The organism is Clostridium sp. NkU-1, from assembly GCA_001312405.1.
The window spans coordinates 55,768-73,420 of record BBDR01000016.1; the positions used below are offsets into that span (position 1 = coordinate 55,768).

Sequence of the window (17,653 nt, forward strand, 5' to 3'; positions counted from 1 at the left end):
AACTATAGTAGAAACAGTAAAATATTTAAATTATATTTATAGGGGTGATTTTATGAGTGAGTTTATTATGATAAAAGCTAAGAGTTCCTTGCCTTCTTTAAAATTTATAGAGGAAAGCTATATGGCCAATGGAGCAAAAAGGCACTTTAATATTACTGGAAGCAAGTTAGATAAGGAGACGGTAAGTGGTTTGTTAGAGGTCTCCTATCCTATTTACGTTTTGGTATTTTCCGAGAAAGACAGAGTAAAAAAGGTAGAACATATTTATTTGGGATCAGGAAGTAAATGCAACTCGCACAAAGGGATTTCGTTAAAAGTATCTATATTGCAAAAAGTCCTGAATAGGCTAATTATAGAAAATTTTTTTGTCTTGTTCAGAAATTGACCTTAATGAAGACTTTGAATATGCTTCCTATATATCTATCGAAAACTCCCCAAGTCTTGTTAGGCAAATGAATTTTGTTACCTATTCTCCATACAAAAATATTGATATATCACGAACTGTTACATATAGTGCCATAAATTCAGAGAAGTCATTACATTTATTAGCTCAAAAAAAATCAATACTGTATTCGGGAATATTCGCAAGCTAGAATAGACAACAACCGTGGAGAATTCCAAAGAGATTATGAGCGCATAGTGCATTCTAAATCATTTAGGAGGATGGTAGATAAAGCACAGATATTTCAGCTGAAAAGGGTGATCACTATAGGACTCGGATGACACATTCTATTGTAGTTAGCCAAATTGCCAAAAGTATAAGTAATGCATTAAACTTGAATAACTTTTTAACAGAAGCAATTGCCTTAGGTCATGACATAGGGCATACTCCATTTGGGCATCAAGGAGAGCGCACTATAAACGCAATATTAACTGGTAAAAAGCCATTACTAAGAAACGTCTTAGAAAAAGGGGTTACCTATGGAGAATTCAAGCATAATTATCATTCACTTAGGGTAGCAACTAGGTTAGAAGAAAGTTATATTGAGTTTGATGGACTGAATTTATCATATCAAACTCTTGATGGAATTTGGAAGCATACTAAAACAAACTTAGCAGATGAAACACTCATAAAATTTGTTTCTTCTCAAAAATTATACAAATATTTAAAAAGCAAACAAGTTCCATGTACCCTGGAAGGACAAGTTGTTAAGGTTGCGGACGAAATAGCACAACGAAGCCATGATTTGGAAGATGCCTTTGCGGCAAAAAGGTTATCAATAGAAGAACTAAAAAAATTATTTGCTTCTTAGTAAGATGATTGAATTGAAAAGTCAGATTGAGCAGATAGAACTAGCTTTTAAAGATGCAAAAAATGCCAACCGTTTTGGTGCTGACGATGACGAACTTTTACAAGAACGTATATCGTCAAGAATCATATATTATTTTATAAATAATGTTCTAATTCAATCTACTGCAAATATTGATAACTATCTTTCTGCTGATGGAGCATCTATATTTGAGAGAGATGGTTGTAGAGTTTCTAAAATTCTTATTGATTTTTCCGTTGAAGGGAAAAAAACTATGTGACTATCTTGAAAAGATTATTTCAAAAAAAAGTTATAAACAGTTCAGAAGTGTCTTTGTTTGACAGTAATGGAGCGGCAGTCATTGAGTCACTTTTTACTTCATATTATAATAATCCTCGATTACTGCATAGAGGTACACTCCATAGAATAATGCAAGATTTCCGCAAAATTACAAAAAACGTTATTGACTTTGAAGAAGGGGATCCGCTTATCATTGAAAGAGAATGGCGCAAGGTTATTAATGCCGAATCAGACGAAGGTGATTGTGACTTAGCGAATAATGAATATCTTGAAAAAAATGAAGTACTTGTGAGAAATATAGCTGATTTTATCGCTGGCATGACGGATTCTTATGCAATAAACGAATATAACAAAATTCGGAGTTAGATGTTAATTTCTTTAATTATAGATTAGCATTATAACAATAATGGGAAATATTGTTTGAGGCATGAGTTTGCAAAAGTAAGAATGGTAATAAAGTAAAATAATAAAGGTATTTGATTTTATTACCATAAACAGTTATTAAAACTCTTCAGAAAAATTATCCAAGGTAAAGTTTGGGAGACTAAATGATGTTAACAGAATTTCATAATTATTCATCAGTAGTTACGATATTAAATAAGATTGATACTGCTCATTTATTGAGTCTTATAGACATTTATTATCAGTCTTCTCCACGTACTACACCATTAGAAAAGCTTTATGAGAGATTAGGGAATGCTATTCCTGTACACTTAATCGCATTTACCACAGTTAATGCGCCGGAATTTTATAGAGTTCGGAAAAGTCTAAAGCCACTTAAAACTTATGAAGACTTTTGGGCGCCGCCTGCAAATTTGGCATCGTTAGGGCGATTAAATAAAAAAAACGAATCCATGTTCTATATAAGTTTAGATCCTGTTACCCCAATCCATGAGGCAAAGATACAAAAAGGTGATAACTTAACACTTATGTTTTATTCATATAACTCCTGTGAAAAATTAATGCATTAATGATAGAGGGAGTGCCATCTATATCGAATGAAGAAATAAGAAAAATTGGTTTGTCAGAAATTGGATTTTGTAATTATCAAATTATTTGTAATTTGATAAGGTCGGAGTTTGTTAAAGATGTTGGCATGGGTACCGAATATTTGTACAATATTACTAATTTAATTAAAGATATGTTTGATGCAGAAAATTCTATAGAAGGTTTTATTTACTCTTCAATAAGAAATTATGAACACAAAAATTGTGCACTAAAACCTTTCATTGCTCAAAAATTATTAAAATGTACTGGATGTCTTTATGGTAAATTAGTAGATTTTTCTGATTCAGGGGAAACTGCTATTATTAAGCCTATGAAAAGAACTCTTAGCACAATTACAAATAATAAGTGTGTGGAATATGAATCATTCCATGGAAATGGACACATTAAACTTAAAATGAGTTAAAATAAAAGTCCAGTCATTGATATTTACAAGAAGATGGTAGTTGATGAAGCATGATGTATCGAAGAAGTGGTATGCCACTCTTATGCCTTACACTATGGAATAAATCCTTATTTTATAAGGGTTTGCGAGTTGGGTAAGGGATTTTTACTCAAAATTTACTCAAATCGGGATGATTTTTTTGACTGGTTTTCAGTCGGGAAGAGAGTTTCGTGATATGGAAAGACTTCACATGAGAGTGTGGGGGCCTTTTTTTTCCTTTATTCGTTAAAAGATGAAGTATGATAGATGTTATTATTTAAAATATAATTTATTTTATTTGGGATGTTAAAAACAAATATTAGTGATGAATTTAAAAAGATAATGAACTAGACGCACTTTTGAAGTTAATTACCAGATCAGGGCATACGAAAAAGGCAGGCAGCAAAACAACAAGGAAATACGCGCATAAAAGTTTGGATGGTGGCTAGCAGAAATTGTTGGATGATATGAAAATATTGAATCAGATGCGGGTGTTATAGTAAGTCAAAGTAATTAATCCGAGTTTCTATTGAAGAAGTTATGCTTATTAGGTATAATTAAATACATAAGTCGGAATGAAAAAGTAAAACTTATTTCCATTATAAAAACTGTTAAATATTATTAAAAAGGTGGCTTCCGTTCTCCTTTTTAAACGGCAGAACAGGTTGATCTTAAATAAGCACTGAATATTGGTCATAAATATTCAGTGCTGTATTTTTAACTTAAACTTTGTTATGATCAAATAAACAGGAGTTTTTTTAAGGGAGAACTGGATGAACATAATAAAAATCAAGGGAGTATGGGATTCATATCCTGAACCGGTCGTTGGTACCAATGAGTGGTATTTTTGCAAAGACAGCAATAATTGCTTTTGTGATTTATATGAGGCTGAAGAAATAATTAAATCTGGAGAAGTGTTTCCTGGTATGGTCTGTCATTTGATTCATTATCCGGAGGGAACTGTATACAGCCCATTTGAACGGAAGGAAAATGTATATATTGAGCGGCCAATCTGGGACAAGGGAATATTGTATTTTTTAGGTGTTGATTTTTACAAACAAATAATACAGATATACAGCTATATTCCAGATAACAATAGACTTGAAATGATAAAAGCACTGCCATTGGGGATTGTGGAAGATTGTTATAATCTTATGTTAGAAGTCTCTCCCCTTATGCTTTGCCGGGCTGGGAACGATGGAATCTACGAGATTGTTTGGCCGGAAAGTAAAAAAAATAGAGATAGGGGAAACAGAAGGATTATTATTCCGAGATGGGGAAGATTTATATTTTTCCCAATGGTATGAAGACCCGGAATATCATGAAAATGTTATAATCAGAGATTTTGATACGGGAAGGGTAAAAGAAAAACATTCTGGTTATATATGTAAATTACCTAATGGAGTGTATTGGAAAATTTAATATAAAGCAGAGTAACTGAACAAAAACAGTACGCAAGATGTAAAACACATAACCTATAAATTTGATAATATATCAAATGACGGAGGTAATCATGGATAGCAGCAAAACTTTTGACGACGTTATAATGTATCTGGAAAAGATTATATCTGATGGCTGTGATATTGATTATAATGAAATATCTAAAATCACTATGAGCCCCGCAGCCTTATTTCAGCGTATTTTCATTTTTGTCTCAGGAATCAGTATTTCTGATTATGTGAGAAAACGCAGATTAACAATATCTGGTCATGAACTTAAGAATAACGATATTTCTATTTTAGACATAGCAATTAAATATGGTTTTCAATCTCATTCTGCATTTACCCGCGCATTCAAAGAGCATCATGGGATTACGCCTTCACAGGCAAAATGCGAGTCTGCAAAACTGAATGATTACCTTCCGATTAACTTTTCAGAAATGAGATTTATAGGAGGAAAACGAATTATGGCAGAAATGAAAAAAATCATCTACAAGGAAGCAGAAGAACGCCTGATGGTCGGTATGTTCCGTGAAACCTCTTTTTCAAGTGCTGGTCATGTATGGCAGGACTTTTTTCAGGGCGATACAATTGAGAAGCTTAACAAGCTTTCAGATGTCAAATGTTGTGATGATATTGACGAAAATGACGGCATAGGCTTCATGTATGATTTTAGCGATCAACAGAACTTCAATATCATCATCGGTGACTTTGTGCAAACAAATACCGAAATACCAGAAGGACTGTTGGCTAAACATATTCCGAAAGGTTTAATTGCACATGTTCAAATTGAGGGCAATAATATTGCAGATATACTTGATTCAGCATATTTGTTGATAACGGAAGCTATTGAAAAAACCGGTGGAGTAATTGACTACGAAAATTTCTATTGGGGTGAAGTCTACACCCATCAGCGTTTTTCTGAGCCGCTGCGCCGAGGTGAAAAAGTAATCATAGATTACCTAATGCCTGTTAAAGAAAAATAATTGGGTCTAAGCATCGTTACACCAAATAAACAGAATGCGAAGCTGTAGAAAAAGTCAATTTTAATGAGTACTGAATATTGGGGGCTATTACAGCATGAGTATGATCATTTAGATGGGATATTAGCTACAATGCGTGCAGTTGATAATAAGTCGCTTTATTTAGAGCAAATGAAGCGGGATTTTTAATGTTATGTTTGTTTGAAAAATGAATGCCATAAAATTATCTGGTTTAAGGAATGTATACACTTTTGAATTTGGCTATAATGATAAACAGGAAGAATAAACTATTTGAAGTGTTAGCTTCGGGAGGGACAAATTATGTTTATAGATACAAACTTCTTAGAGGTGATGAAATATTTCTTAAATTAGAAAAAAACTGTTGAAGGTAACGCAGATAAAGATTGGCTTCCGGCATATCATTTTGATATTTGTGATAAATATGGAACCAAAATAGGAAAATGCGATTTACGTATCGGTCACAACGAAAAAGTTTACTATGGGGGCAATATTGGTTATGGCATAGACAAAGAATACAGAGGACATCATTTTGCAGGAAAGGCTTGTATGCTATTATTTGAACTTGCAAGAAAGCACCATATGGAATACCTAATTATTACCTGTAATCCGGATAACTATGCTTCAAGGAAGACCTGTGAGTATGCCGGCGGAATTTTAGAAGAAGTAGTTCAATTGCCAGATCAAAATGATATGAGATTGAACGGAGAAACAGAGAAGTGTATATATGGATTTGATTTACATAATCGTTTGAATTAGTTAATTGTTAGATAAATTATAATTTGTAGTATAATTTGAATTTTTAATTATGTTTATATAAATAGGAATTTGACGGGGGTATATTGATGAAAATTGAAAAATGCGCAAAAGAATCATTTGCTGTCATTGGAAAAGAAGGTACTACAGATGACGGAAAAGGTTTCATTCAAAAACTTTGGAATGATGCAAACTCACACTTTAACGAAATAGCACATTTGGCGAAAAAGGATGCCGATGGGAATCTTTTGGGAATTTGGGGTGCGATGACTGATTTCTCCCGCTCCTTTAAACCGTGGGATAACTTTTCCCAAGGATTATATCTTGCTGGTGCTGAGTGCTTAGATGATGCTGCAGCACCGCATGGCTGGACTAAATGGGTGATTCCTGGATATGAATATATTTATGCTGAAAGAGAAAATAACGATACTTTTCCTTGTGTTATTAAGTATTTAGAAGAAAATAATATTTCTCTTGCAGGTGCTGTGCATGATTTTAATTGCCCAGAGACGGGTAAAGTTTATATGTTTTTTCCTGTTCGAAAATTATAGGCAGGACCAGCTTGTCATATTTCAATTTGGGCAGTGGTTATAAGCATAAAATTAAAATTACGGAACGCGTAATTTCATAGGAGGGGACACAGGGATGTTTCGAGTGGAGCAGGTTAAGTCACTGAATGATCTGGAAATGGAAGTATATCAATATGTGACGAAAAACTATGATAAAGTAAAATACATGAGAATTCGGGAACTGGCTCAGGAAGCCCATGTCTCCACCTCTACGGTGCTGCGTTTTTGTAAGAAAATGGATTGCAACGGTTATGCCGAGTTTAAGATAAAGTTAAAGCAGCATTTTGACAAGGGAAAAGAATTGCATGCCGCGGATGATGTAACGGAAGTCATTGACTTTTTAAAGAAAACCACTTCGGAAGAATTTGAGAAAAAGCTGGAAATGCTGACGGAAGTGATTGTCCGTGCAAACCACATAATTTTTGTGGGCAGCGGCATGTCTGGAATTGTGGCTAAATATGGGGCAAGGTATTTTTCCAGTATGGGAAAGTTTTGTCTTTATATTGACGAACCTCATTATCCCACAGAAAGCAGGTTTTTTTGAAAATGCCCTGGTCATTGTATTTTCAGTTTCCGGAGAGTCTAACGATACCATTGGCCATGTGATCCGTTTTAAGGAACAAAACTGCCAGATTTTAAGTGTGACCAATACGGAAAATTGTACGGCGGCGAAATTATCCGATTATAACATTGCTTACTATGTAACTTATATGCGCCTAAAGATCTATGATATTACCACTCAAATGCCTGCCATCAGTATTGTGGAACGGCTGGGAAAGAAGCTGTATCGGTATACTTCCGAAGGAACGGACAATACTTTAAATTAGGAAATTTGAGAATTTAAAAAAACATACTGTTACGTAGAAAAAACAAGTGAGAATTTCCGTCACTTGTTTTTTACGCCCTGGAATTGATGACAAGGAACTTGATAAACAGTATAATCACAATCAGCGTAAACGATGTAAAATCATCAACTGATAAGAAAGGAATGTAAATATGGCGAGAGATTATGCGGTTGTATCAAAAGCGATTGTGGAACATATTGGGGGAATCGACAATATTTCCAGCCTTACCCACTGTATGACCCGTTTAAGATTTGTCCTGAAAGATGAAAGCAAGGCAAATGAAGCGGCAGTCAAAGCCATTGACGGCGTTATGGGAGTTGTAAGGCAGGGAGGACAATTACAGGTTATTATTGGAAACCATGTGGGAACTGCTTATCAGGAAGTTTTAAAATTAGGTGACTTTGGGGAAGAAAGTAAAGTTGCAAGGGGAGAAAAGAAAGAACCTTTGACCCTGAAGAAAATCGGAAATAACATGTTAGATGCCATTGTGGGAACCATGTCTCCATTAATTCCGGCAATTATCGGCGGTTCCATGGTAAAATTGTTAGTTATGCTGTTGGCTATGGCAAACATATTGTCAGCAGACAGCGACACTTACAAGATCATTAACTCCATTGGTGACGGTGCCTTTTATTTCTTACCTGTGATGGTAGCAGCTTCTGCTTCCAGGAAATTTAAAACAAATATGTTTCTTGCCATTGCCATTGCGGGAACTTTAATTCATCCGGATTTCCGTGGTTTGATGGAGGCTGTAACGGTTGGAGAAACGGCGGCACATTTCCTGGGGGTCCCCATAGCGTCCGTAAAATATACTTATACAGTAATTCCGGCAATCTGCATGACCTGGATTTTATCTTATATTGAACGGGGCGTTGACAGAATTACACCGGCAGTGACGAAAAATTTCTTAAAGCCAATGCTGATTTTTTTTAATTGCCGCTCCTATTGCGATTTTAATCATCGGACCTGCAGGAATTTTATTGGTACGTCAATTTCTAAATTTGTATTCTTTGTACAGGCCAAACTTGGTTTCCTGGCAGTTGGTATTATGGGTGCAATCTGGCCTTTACTGGTTATTACTGGTATGCACAGGGTGTTTACACCTACTATTTTGCAGACAATTTCTGATACAGGAATGGAAGGAACCGTTATGCCGTCTGAAATAGGGGCTAATCTTTCCCTGGGCGGAGTTTCCCTGGCAGTAGCTTTAAAAACCAAAAACAGGGAGCTTCGTCAAACTGCTCTTGCGGCAGCGTCTTCTGCTTTGATTGCAGGAACTACGGAACCGGCGCTTTACGGTGTTGCAGTTCGTTTAAAACGTCCTTTGATTGCGTCTTTGATTACAGGATTTGTTTGCGGCTGTTTGGCGGGAATCGGGGGACTTGCCAGCCGTTCCATGGTTTCCCCCAGTGTTTTAACAGGAGTGCAGTTTATTGATCCGGAACATCCGGGAACCAGTATTGCCTGGATTGCAGGTATTACGATTTTATCTATTGTATTGTCGTTTGTACTGACCTTAGTGATCGGTTTTAAGGATATTCCGGAAGAGGAGGAATAATTTGAGCGAGTTTAAATTTCCGGAGGGTTTTCTTTGGGGAGGGGCCATTGCCGCCAATCAGGCGGAAGGCGCCTTTCGTGAAGGGGGCAGGGGTTAAGTAATATTGACGTAATTCCTCATGGTGTGCGAAGACTGGAAGTAAAGACAGGGAAGGTTCCTTGTCCCAAATTGCAGAAAGAGGAATATTACCCAAGCCATAAGGGAATTGATTTCTACCATTATTATAAAGAGGATATTGCTTTAATGGCGGAAATGGGCTTTAAAGTATTTCGTACTTCTATTTCCTGGTCAAGGCTTTTCCCTGTTGGGGATGAGGAAAAGCCGAACCAGGCTGGAATTGATTTTTACCGCAATATGTTTCTGGAGTGTAAAAAAATATGGTATGGAACCTTTGGTAACGCTGTGTCATTTTGATACTCCCATGGGACTGGTGGAAAAATACGGTTCGTGGAGAAACAGAAAGGTTTTAGACTTCTTTCTGCGCTATGCGGAAACCTGTTTTAAGGAGTTTTCAGGATTAGTAAAATACTGGCTGACTTTTAATGAGATCAACATTATTTTACACAGCCCCTTTTCCGGTGCGGGAATTGCGTTTCAGGATGGGGAAAATAAAGCTCAGGTCACCTATCAGTCCGCACATCATATTTTAGTAGCCAGTGCTTTGGCCACGAAGCTGGCACATGAATGGGATCCTGGCAATCAGGTAGGATGTATGCTTGCAGGAGGCAGTTTTTACCCTTATTCCTGTAATCCTGAGGATGTTTGGGAGTCTGTGAAGAAAGAACAGGAAAATTTATTCTTTATTGACGTACAGGTTCGGGGAGCTTATCCGTCTTATGCCCGTAAACTCTTTCGTGATAAGGGAGTCAGCCTTGCCATGGAAAAGGGAGACTTGGAGATTCTAAAAAAATACGGTGGATTTCATTTCCTTCAGCTATTATACCAGCCGCTGCGTGGCCGCGGATATGAGTGATAAAGCATCAAATGATGGCAATATTATCCGTTCTGTAAAGAATCCTTATTTAAAAACAAGCGGGTGGGGCTGGAGCATTGACGTTGGGACTTCGCATTACCATGAACCAGTTGTATGATCGTTATCAGAAACCTTTGTTTATTGTTGAAAATGGTTTAGGTGCCAAAGACGAGATAGAACAGGATGGAAGCATACAGGACGAATACCGTATCGAGTATTTAAGAAACCATATCCAGGCAATGGAAGAAGCCATGGACGACGGAGTGGAGTTAATGGGGTATACGGTCTGGAGCTGTATTGACATTGTATCTGCTTCTACAGGAGAAATGAGCAAACGATATGGTTTCATTTATGTGGACAAGGCAGACGACGGAAGCGGGACACTGCAGCGGAGAAAAAAAGAAATCTTTTGATTGGTATAAAAAGGTAATTGAAAGCAATGGAAATGATATAGACTGACAGAAAAGCAGCTAATAAGTGCTGATGAAGCGTGATGGTATGAATGGTATATAAATAGCGCTTCTGTCTTTTTCAATAAAGTAAAACCTTAATTTATGAGGATTTGCAGACAGGATAAAGAGTATATAAAAATTTAAAACAAATCGGGATGATTTTTTCAGCTGCATTTGCAGCCGGGAAGAGCACCCGGTGATAAAAAGGACTTCACATGAGAGTGTGGGGTCTTTTTTGTTGAAATTTATAAAATCACGTATTATCATTGATTATGTTGCGTGCCGGTTTTTTTACAAGATTGATACATATATATGTTTTTTTATATATTAAGGAGAACAATATGAGATGATAAGAAAAAAACAGATACCATAAATTAGTTTCTGGATCTGACTTATCAAATGGGAAAAGGGATGCTGGATAGAGAGGAAATAATAATGCATAATATTTTAATTGTGGAAGATGAAAAACCTATATCTGATTTTATCAAGCTAAGCTTGAGAACGATGGGGTATGAATGCGAACAGGTCTATGACGGGGAAGAGGCAGCAAATAAAATTTTGGAAAAGAGGTATTCGTTGATTCTTCTGGATATCATGCTGCCAAAGGCCGATGGATTTGAATTAATGGAATTTATCCGCCCCATGGAGATCCCGGTAATATTTTTGACTGCAAAAGGAAGTGTGCAGGACAAAGTAAAGGGCTTCAAGTTAGGTGCAGATGATTACCTGACAAAACCCTTTCAAATTGAGGAATTGCAAGTCAGGGTTGAAAACGTGCTCAGGCGGTATTATAAAATAAATGAGATCTTGTCTTATCGAAATATTTTTGTGGATGTATCATCTCACAAGGTAACAAAGGATGAACAGGAGGTTACATTGTCAGAGAAAGAGTTTAAATTACTGGTGCTATTTATTAACAATAAAAATTTAGCATTATTTAGGGAGCAGATTTATGAGAGAGTATGGGAAGGGGAGTATACTGGAGATAGCAGAACGGTTGATATGCATATACAAAGGCTGCGTAAAAAAATTAGATTTATATGATCAATTGGTATCGGTATTTAAAATCGGATACCGTTTGGAGGAGTAGATGAAGCTTTCCTGGAAGATATTCTCAAATACATTTCTGGTCGTTCTATTCGCATTGACATTAGAAGGGGTTGCACTGTTGTCAATGACATTCCATAAAGCATATTCGCTGGAGGTTGAGAGGGAAAAAGAAAATATCGAAAACATTCATCGGGAATTGGTGACATTGCTTGCCAATGACAGCAGTACATTGTACAAAGAACCAATGAAAAGCATTGAGGAAGCAATTGATATTTTGAAAGATAATTGGTCTGGAGAATCCTATAGAATAACCGATGAAAGTGGAAAGGTACTATTTCAGAACGATGATGCAGGATTTTTAGATAAAAAGAGTGATGAATTATCTCTTTATAGGATAGTATACCGTGTGGAAAAGAATGCAAAGGGTTATTTTTTTTACAAATGTCGGTTCTGACAGAACTGCTTGGACGACCTGTTATAATAGAGGTTCATAAAGAGCTTACACAGATTTTTCTGGAGAAAGCAGAGCAGCAAAAAAATATTTATTATAACCATAATTATTGTGGGAGCCATAAGCGCATTGATCAATGCTGTCAATGTTATAAAGTTAACAAAACCAATTCATAAATTGATTTATGCGGTAAAAAAAATCAGGTCAGGAGACTACTCTGAGAGAGTGGAATATAAGGAAAAGGATGAAGTTGGCATTCTGGCTCCGATTTTAATGGTATGGCGGAGCAATTAGAAGAAAAAAATCCGGTTGCTGAAGGAAACCGCAAAAAAAGCAGGAAGAACTGGCGGGAAGTCTGGCGCATGAAATCAGAACGCCTCTTACTGCCATGATAGGATATGCAGATTTAATAAAGAGAAGCAAAATGGAGGAACAGGATTTCCTATATGCCGTGAATTATATTATTTCGGAAGGAAAGAGACTGGAGGCACTCTCTAACAGAATGATGCAGCTGTTAATAGAAAAGAATGCAATACCTAATTATACCATTAGTACAGTACAGAATTTGTTGGAAGATGCCCTGGAAGCAATGAAACCCGTTTTTGACAAAAAGAAAATTGCCGTAAAAAAATCTTCTGTAGATTTTCCTATAAAAGCAGATATGGAACTTATGAAAAATGTTTTATTAAATATATTAGATAATGGCGGAAAAGCGGCTGGCGTGAATGGTGAGATTACGATTGAAACCGGCTGTAAGGGCGGTAATGTGTGGATTTCAATAACGGATAACGGGCTGGGAATGCCAAAAGAGGAAATTTCGAAAATTCAGGAAGCCTTTTACCGGGTGGATAAATCCCGTTCCAGCAGATGGGGGAGCAGGCCTGGGATTAGCTATTTGTTCTAATATTATGAGTATCCATAAAGGAGAGATGCTGTTTGAGAGTGAAGTGGGTAAAGGGACTACGGTGACAATGATGTGGAAAGGAAATATAGATGAACAGGACATTTGACTATGTATTATATCTGGCCAAGGCAGCTGTCTTAGCTTTGGGAATCCTGATTTTTCCATATCTTTATTTTCAATATCAGGACAGGAAGCTGTTAAGTGAGATAAAAGAAATGGATATGAACGTTTTTCAGATGGATAAAACAGAAAATAATATGTTAACACTAGATGAAAAAATGAAGCTGTTAAGTGACGGCAATGCAAACCTAAAGCATATTGAACTTAAAACCGGAGACAGGTTTAGTTTATATGAGGCACGCAGACAGTGCTTTCGGGAACTGAGTAAAATTCCCGTTTTGGAGATGAGTATATATGGTCCCATATTAAGAGAGATTGATATCAGTCCTTACCTGTTAATTGACCCAGAGACACCATCAATTTCCATACTCATTTGGAAAGGCTCTTTGACAATAAAGGATATCAAATATCAAATCACTCTGGAAGAGGAAAGCGGCAAGATATTGTTCATTCAGCCAGTAGGAGAAAAAGATGATATTTTGGAAATGCAGTGGGAAAAATATTAAAAAAACCCATAGGCATAATACAAGTTTGTTACATTTATTTGTGAGAATACAGTATAACCTAAAAACAAATGGAGGATATTCAGATGAAAAACAAAAAAAATACGGGATGCTGCTATTAGGAAGCCTTGTAATTACAGCAACATTGTCCATAAGTGCTTGCGGAAATAGGGCATTAAGCACACAAAAGGATACTGGGTCTGCAGAAATAACAAAGGAAGTAACCCAGAAAGAGCCGGCCCAGTCAGAAAGTACAAATTCTGAAAATGCTGGCTCTAAAGAAACATCGGCTGCCAATAACAGCGGAACCGATGAAGTACCAATGCTGAAGTTACCGGAAGGCATATCAGGCATGAAGGCGGAGTCAAAACCGTTGAAAGAACTAAGAGATCTGATCATTGAAGACATGGAGGTACCGAAGGAATATTATGAAACGACAAATTATTTTTATAACTATATTGATTTAAATGATGATGGTAAGGATGAAATATTTGTAATGGTAACAGGTCCTTATACCAGTGGCTCCGGTGGAAGCAGTGCATTGCTGTTATCCGAAAATGGTGGAAAGCTGCACGTTGTCCAGGAATTTACATTAATCAACGAACCAATCATTGTCAGTGATAAGTTAGAAAATGGATATCATGAATTAATTGTTCCGTATTATTACGAAGACAAGGCTCAGTATTCTGTATTGAAGTTTAAGAATGGTGCTTACTCCAATGTACCGGATGGAGAGATAATAAATAGTCTGGAGGGTGTAAAGGGGAAAGCAATTATTGCCAATGACAGGATTAATGAAGTGCAGGCAGGAATCATGGGAATAAATCTTAGTCAAGAGTAAATAATGAGATCATTGGTTCTTTTATTATCCAAAAGGTGCTGGAAACAGCACCTTTTTTTACGCTGTGTATAAAAAAATACAATTATGGTACAAACTAACTATAAATACCTGGTGAGGACAAAACTTATACATGGTATCCCGTATGTCTTACGAGGATGCTTATTTGGTTTTATAATAATTCAAAATGATTTGTTTTTTTGAATTTATTGACTGACAGGTTTTACACAAATAATGATGAATTTCATTATAAATAATTCTTTTAAAGAGAGGTAATAAACGATGGGAATTATAAGTTGGATTATTATTGGTGCTCTTGCCGGTTGGATTGCCAGTATGTTCACTGGTAATAATAAAAGTATGGGCGCTGGCGCCAATATCGTGGTAGGGATCATCGGCGGTTTAATTGGCGGGTTTTTAATGAACCTTCTTGGAGGAACCGGCATTACCGGATTTAATGTCTGGAGCTTGATCGTCTCTATCGTTGGTTCCGTTATTTTATTATGGATTGTAAATGCAGTGAGAAGACAAAAGACTGAGTAAAATAGTAAAAAAATATCCTGTAGCGATCTGAATACTCATGTTTAGCAAAAGGGGTATGTCAAATAGACTGTATGATACAGTACAGATTATTTGATATACCTCTTTTGTGATAAAAGCCAGGACATAAAACAAGCATGAAAAATACCGGTTTTCCTGGTGATTTTCATGCTTGTTTTTTGCAGGATCTTAAACCTGTCTTAACAATCCTTATAGTAATTATACTGATATTTCATATCAAATGGAATGTTGCATTCCGCAAAATTCTTTGCAATCCTCTTTTTGCTTTCATCATCTTCCATGATGTTAATGGTCTGATAAATTCCGTCAACTACCTTGGAAAACCTTGATGCAGGGATTCCGGCAGCCATCTCATCCTTTCCCCAACAGGCCAGATGCCGTGTACCGATGCATAACAGGGAAATATTCATGTCCTGGGTCACATATGGCCTTGCGGAGCATTCCAGGCAGACGGCCTGATTGCCCAGCATATTGATGTTCCCAGGCATGCCGTAAGAATAAGCGTATCCCTGGGTGATTCTCATGATATTGTAGGGATTGGCCACGATCACGGCCACATCCGGCGCTTCCTCATATTTTTCTAAAGGCTGTACCAGCACTCCGTACATGGGCTGCTGGGAGTAGGAAAGTCCTGCCCGCACCTGCGCACTTAATTCCAGGCTGGAGTAAAGACCTAATCTGGCCCAGTTTTCTCCGTGAGCGTTCTTTTCATCGGCCTGGTTGATTCCAAGGACTCTTGGGCCGCTCTGGCAGGAGAAAGAGCTTGCATTGGCCTTAATGCTGTGCCCTGCGCTGGCTCCTTTCACCATCTGACAGTAACGGATGGGCTTTTGAGGAAATACCGCTTCCACGCTTTGAAATTCGGCTTCTGTTTCAATCAGTTTTACTCCTACGGCCTTACGGGCAAGGTCCAGAGAAGCATATAATTTTGAAACATCTTCTTTCCAATGGTCAGACATTATTCATTTACCTGATCGTCGCTTGTATAGAATTCAAATACATTTGGAAATGCCTCGTTTATCTTTTCCTGAACAGTCTGGTCTTTAAAGCATTCTGCAAAGGCAGCAGCCCAGTCGGAATCCACATCCTCTTTCCGTACAATGACACCCATGGGATAATTGATCATGGAAGTATCTCTTGCAATATAAGAAGATGCATCCTTACCTGCTGCAGCCATATGGGTAAAAAAAACACATGCACCGTCTACGTCAGATAAAGTGGTCACTGTCTGTCCCTGATCCATCTCAATGATTTCAAGTTTTTTGGGGTTTTCCACGATGTCGGCGACGGTTGCCTGTTTCTGGTCCGCATTCAATTTGATCAGACCCTGGCTTTCCAGAATCCGAAGGGCAATGTCTTCATTCATGGCATCATTCATCACTGCAATTTTTGCACCGTCAGGGAATTCTGCGGTTGAGGAATGTTTTTCAGAATACAGGCCGATTCCTGTATACATGGCGTATGGCTTTGCCATGTCAAGATCTGCATTGTTATTTTTATTGTAGCTCATAACAAATTTTTTTGTGCTGTCCCAAAGCCATGTCCGTCTCTCCGCTTGCACATGCTTCCAGAACCACCGGGTTGGAATCAAAGGTTTTGAATTCTGTTTCGTAACCGTTTGCTTCGAAAATATCTTTAATGGCATCGTAGTAAACCTTGGATATAGAGGTTCCGCCAATTACAATTTTTTTAGAAGCTTCTTTTTGGTTTTCTGCGCTTTGAGTGGCTTCTTCTGCTTTCGGCGGGAGATCATTTTTTCCGCATCCTACTGTGCCTGCGATTGCCAGCATGGCAGTTAAAGCTAAAAATAAAGTTCTTTTTTTCATAATTTTCTCCTTTGCTAATTCAGCTTGCTATATATCATTTTTCCTAATCCCTGGATCAGAAGAACGAACAAAATAAGAATGATAACTACAAAATACATAATTGCATAGTCAAACCGCTGGTATCCGTATGTCAGGGCGACAGCCCCAAGACCGCCGGCTCCCACGGCTCCTGCCATGGCTGTCATATTCAGCATGTTGATCATCATAAGGGTGAAGTTGGATACTAGGCTTGGCAATGCCTCTACTAACATGATTTTGTATATAATCTGGGGCTTGGAAGCACCGAAGGCCTTGGCCGCTTTTATGAGCTGAGGATCCACTGTCTGGAGGGAATTCTCCGTCATTCTGGTTGCAAAGGGCGTACAGCCGATGGTAATTGCAAATATGGCAGCTTCCGCTCCGATTCTTGTTCCAAGCACCAGTCTGGTCAATGGACCAACGGCAACAATCAATATCATGGTGGGAAATGACCGGATAATATCCGTTATCTTTCCAAGGACATAATTCACTGTTCGATTGGGAGAAAGCCCATCTTTGTCTGTGATAAAGAGAATAATGCCCAGGATCATACCGAAAAAGATGGATAAAACGGCAGAGACAAAAACCATCTGAAGGGTAGCTAAGATAGCCGGTAGGATTACCGTAGGAAGATATTGCAGTAAATAGGATCTTTCCAGCCATTGTGATATGGTGTTCATCAAAGGGCCCTCCTCTCGGTTCGGTAAACGATGCCGTGAGATTTAAGATAGTTCTCACAAACGGGCAAATCTTCTGCATTTATATTTATCGTTACATTGCCATACTTCTGGTTCTGAAATTCAAAAAAAG

General features: G+C 37.4%; 22 protein-coding genes and 3 pseudogenes. 21 read left to right on the forward strand and 4 right to left on the reverse strand.

The features are described 5' to 3' along the window. Nucleotides 1-52 precede the first annotated feature (52 nt). From JCM10519_RS19695 to JCM10519_RS19790, 21 genes and pseudogenes are all read left to right on the forward strand, one after another. On the forward strand, nt 53-385 hold the full coding sequence (locus tag JCM10519_RS19695) for a hypothetical protein (RefSeq protein ID WP_054741312.1): 333 nt from the start codon (nt 53-55) through the stop codon (nt 383-385). 334 nt (nt 386-719) lie between these two features. Then, complete coding sequence (locus JCM10519_RS19700; RefSeq protein ID WP_054741314.1) at nt 720-1,253, forward strand: HD domain-containing protein; 534 nt, start codon at nt 720-722, stop codon at nt 1,251-1,253. 13 nt (nt 1,254-1,266) lie between these two features. Further along, the gene (locus JCM10519_RS19705; RefSeq protein ID WP_347844863.1) at nt 1,267-1,530 is read left to right on the forward strand and encodes a hypothetical protein; all 264 of its coding nucleotides are present in this window, start codon (nt 1,267-1,269) and stop codon (nt 1,528-1,530) included. Beyond that, nucleotides 1,527-1,916 (forward strand): hypothetical protein, encoded by a 390-nt coding sequence (locus JCM10519_RS19710; protein ID WP_054741318.1) that lies wholly within the window; start codon nt 1,527-1,529, stop codon nt 1,914-1,916. The genes JCM10519_RS19705 and JCM10519_RS19710 overlap by 4 nt, the downstream gene beginning before the upstream one ends. A 182-nt stretch (nt 1,917-2,098) precedes the next feature. Then, entirely contained in the window at nt 2,099-2,521 is a 423-nt protein-coding gene (locus tag JCM10519_RS19715; protein WP_347844864.1) for a hypothetical protein, read from the forward strand. After that, a complete protein-coding gene (locus JCM10519_RS19720) occupies nt 2,521-2,961 on the forward strand; it encodes a hypothetical protein (protein WP_054741321.1) in 441 nt (146 codons plus the stop codon). Before JCM10519_RS19715 ends, JCM10519_RS19720 begins: the two co-directional genes overlap by 1 nt. 791 nt (nt 2,962-3,752) lie before the next feature. Next, nucleotides 3,753-4,286, forward strand: a complete 534-nt coding sequence (locus tag JCM10519_RS19725) for a hypothetical protein (RefSeq protein WP_347844865.1) — start codon at nt 3,753-3,755, stop codon at nt 4,284-4,286. 206 nt (nt 4,287-4,492) lie between these two features. Continuing rightward, entirely contained in the window at nt 4,493-5,404 is a 912-nt protein-coding gene (locus JCM10519_RS19730) for a helix-turn-helix domain-containing protein (RefSeq protein ID WP_054741323.1), read from the forward strand. A gap of 84 nt (nt 5,405-5,488) precedes the next feature. After that, nucleotides 5,489-5,590, forward strand: a pseudogene (locus JCM10519_RS32160) (peptide deformylase); the annotation flags it as partial. Between the two features lie 228 nt (nt 5,591-5,818). Further along, nucleotides 5,819-6,178 (forward strand): annotated as a pseudogene (locus JCM10519_RS19735) (GNAT family N-acetyltransferase); the annotation flags it as partial. Nucleotides 6,179-6,264: 86 nt separating this feature from the next. Then, entirely contained in the window at nt 6,265-6,726 is a 462-nt protein-coding gene (locus JCM10519_RS19740) for a transcriptional regulator (RefSeq protein WP_054741325.1), read from the forward strand. A gap of 94 nt (nt 6,727-6,820) precedes the next feature. After that, nucleotides 6,821-7,288 (forward strand): MurR/RpiR family transcriptional regulator, encoded by a 468-nt coding sequence (locus JCM10519_RS32165; protein WP_347844866.1) that lies wholly within the window; start codon nt 6,821-6,823, stop codon nt 7,286-7,288. Next, complete coding sequence (locus tag JCM10519_RS32170; RefSeq protein ID WP_347844867.1) at nt 7,248-7,571, forward strand: SIS domain-containing protein; 324 nt, start codon at nt 7,248-7,250, stop codon at nt 7,569-7,571. The genes JCM10519_RS32165 and JCM10519_RS32170 overlap by 41 nt, the downstream gene beginning before the upstream one ends. A gap of 169 nt (nt 7,572-7,740) precedes the next feature. After that, nucleotides 7,741-9,147, forward strand: a complete 1,407-nt coding sequence (locus JCM10519_RS19750) for a PTS transporter subunit EIIC (protein ID WP_347844868.1) — start codon at nt 7,741-7,743, stop codon at nt 9,145-9,147. A gap of 1 nt (nt 9,148) precedes the next feature. After that, nucleotides 9,149-10,579 (forward strand): annotated as a pseudogene (ascB, locus tag JCM10519_RS19755) (6-phospho-beta-glucosidase). Between the two features lie 392 nt (nt 10,580-10,971). Next, nucleotides 10,972-11,616 carry a response regulator transcription factor gene (locus JCM10519_RS19760; protein ID WP_347844869.1) on the forward strand — a complete coding sequence of 215 codons (645 nt, stop codon included), beginning with the start codon at nt 10,972-10,974 and terminating at the stop codon, nt 11,614-11,616. Nucleotides 11,617-11,662: 46 nt separating this feature from the next. Then, nucleotides 11,663-12,076 carry a hypothetical protein gene (locus JCM10519_RS19765; protein WP_054741328.1) on the forward strand — a complete coding sequence of 138 codons (414 nt, stop codon included), beginning with the start codon at nt 11,663-11,665 and terminating at the stop codon, nt 12,074-12,076. 340 nt (nt 12,077-12,416) lie between these two features. Then, the gene (locus JCM10519_RS19775) at nt 12,417-12,977 is read left to right on the forward strand and encodes a HAMP domain-containing sensor histidine kinase (protein WP_347844886.1); all 561 of its coding nucleotides are present in this window, start codon (nt 12,417-12,419) and stop codon (nt 12,975-12,977) included. 89 nt (nt 12,978-13,066) lie between these two features. Continuing rightward, nucleotides 13,067-13,603: a hypothetical protein gene (locus JCM10519_RS19780; protein WP_054741334.1), complete on the forward strand. Its 537-nt coding sequence runs from the start codon at nt 13,067-13,069 to the stop codon at nt 13,601-13,603. A 25-nt stretch (nt 13,604-13,628) separates the two neighbouring features. Further along, nucleotides 13,629-14,441 carry a hypothetical protein gene (locus tag JCM10519_RS19785; protein WP_347844870.1) on the forward strand — a complete coding sequence of 271 codons (813 nt, stop codon included), beginning with the start codon at nt 13,629-13,631 and terminating at the stop codon, nt 14,439-14,441. A 279-nt stretch (nt 14,442-14,720) separates the two neighbouring features. Further along, nucleotides 14,721-14,981: a GlsB/YeaQ/YmgE family stress response membrane protein gene (locus tag JCM10519_RS19790; RefSeq protein ID WP_054741336.1), complete on the forward strand. Its 261-nt coding sequence runs from the start codon at nt 14,721-14,723 to the stop codon at nt 14,979-14,981. Between the two features lie 197 nt (nt 14,982-15,178). On the opposite strand, the gene JCM10519_RS19795 is transcribed toward JCM10519_RS19790, so the two are convergent. From JCM10519_RS19795 to JCM10519_RS19805, 4 genes are read right to left on the reverse strand one after another with little or no spacing between them, the layout of a single operon-like run. Beyond that, a complete protein-coding gene (locus JCM10519_RS19795; protein ID WP_054741338.1) occupies nt 15,179-15,958 on the reverse strand; it encodes a DUF169 domain-containing protein in 780 nt (259 codons plus the stop codon). Beyond that, nucleotides 15,958-16,473, reverse strand: coding sequence for a MetQ/NlpA family ABC transporter substrate-binding protein (locus JCM10519_RS32175; RefSeq protein ID WP_347844871.1), 516 nt, complete (start codon nt 16,471-16,473; stop codon nt 15,958-15,960). Before JCM10519_RS32175 ends, JCM10519_RS19795 begins: the two co-directional genes overlap by 1 nt. A gap of 22 nt (nt 16,474-16,495) precedes the next feature. Next, nucleotides 16,496-16,825: a hypothetical protein gene (locus JCM10519_RS32180; RefSeq protein ID WP_347844872.1), complete on the reverse strand. Its 330-nt coding sequence runs from the start codon at nt 16,823-16,825 to the stop codon at nt 16,496-16,498. A gap of 14 nt (nt 16,826-16,839) precedes the next feature. Next, nucleotides 16,840-17,523, reverse strand: a complete 684-nt coding sequence (locus JCM10519_RS19805) for an ABC transporter permease subunit (protein ID WP_054741340.1) — start codon at nt 17,521-17,523, stop codon at nt 16,840-16,842. Nucleotides 17,524-17,653 lie beyond the last annotated feature (130 nt).

Bases quoted from the DNA above. Each gene is read 5' to 3' on its own strand.
- JCM10519_RS32165 (WP_347844866.1), top strand. From the start codon at position 6,821: ATGTTTCGAGTGGAGCAGGTTAAGTCACTGAATGATCTGGAAATGGAA.
- JCM10519_RS19805 (WP_054741340.1), bottom strand. From the start codon at position 17,523: ATGAACACCATATCACAATGGCTGGAAAGATCCTATTTACTGCAATAT.
- JCM10519_RS19695 (WP_054741312.1), top strand. From the start codon at position 53: ATGAGTGAGTTTATTATGATAAAAGCTAAGAGTTCCTTGCCTTCTTTA.
- JCM10519_RS19765 (WP_054741328.1), top strand. From the start codon at position 11,663: ATGAAGCTTTCCTGGAAGATATTCTCAAATACATTTCTGGTCGTTCTA.
- JCM10519_RS19780 (WP_054741334.1), top strand. From the start codon at position 13,067: ATGAACAGGACATTTGACTATGTATTATATCTGGCCAAGGCAGCTGTC.
- JCM10519_RS19760 (WP_347844869.1), top strand. From the start codon at position 10,972: ATGGGAAAAGGGATGCTGGATAGAGAGGAAATAATAATGCATAATATT.
- JCM10519_RS32175 (WP_347844871.1), bottom strand. From the start codon at position 16,473: ATGGCAAAGCCATACGCCATGTATACAGGAATCGGCCTGTATTCTGAA.
- JCM10519_RS19730 (WP_054741323.1), top strand. From the start codon at position 4,493: ATGGATAGCAGCAAAACTTTTGACGACGTTATAATGTATCTGGAAAAG.
- JCM10519_RS19790 (WP_054741336.1), top strand. From the start codon at position 14,721: ATGGGAATTATAAGTTGGATTATTATTGGTGCTCTTGCCGGTTGGATT.
- JCM10519_RS19750 (WP_347844868.1), top strand. From the start codon at position 7,741: ATGGCGAGAGATTATGCGGTTGTATCAAAAGCGATTGTGGAACATATT.
- JCM10519_RS19725 (WP_347844865.1), top strand. From the start codon at position 3,753: ATGAACATAATAAAAATCAAGGGAGTATGGGATTCATATCCTGAACCG.
- JCM10519_RS19700 (WP_054741314.1), top strand. From the start codon at position 720: ATGACACATTCTATTGTAGTTAGCCAAATTGCCAAAAGTATAAGTAAT.
- JCM10519_RS19740 (WP_054741325.1), top strand. From the start codon at position 6,265: ATGAAAATTGAAAAATGCGCAAAAGAATCATTTGCTGTCATTGGAAAA.
- JCM10519_RS19715 (WP_347844864.1), top strand. From the start codon at position 2,099: ATGATGTTAACAGAATTTCATAATTATTCATCAGTAGTTACGATATTA.
- JCM10519_RS19720 (WP_054741321.1), top strand. From the start codon at position 2,521: ATGATAGAGGGAGTGCCATCTATATCGAATGAAGAAATAAGAAAAATT.
- JCM10519_RS19795 (WP_054741338.1), bottom strand. From the start codon at position 15,958: ATGTCTGACCATTGGAAAGAAGATGTTTCAAAATTATATGCTTCTCTG.
- JCM10519_RS32180 (WP_347844872.1), bottom strand. From the start codon at position 16,825: ATGAAAAAAAGAACTTTATTTTTAGCTTTAACTGCCATGCTGGCAATC.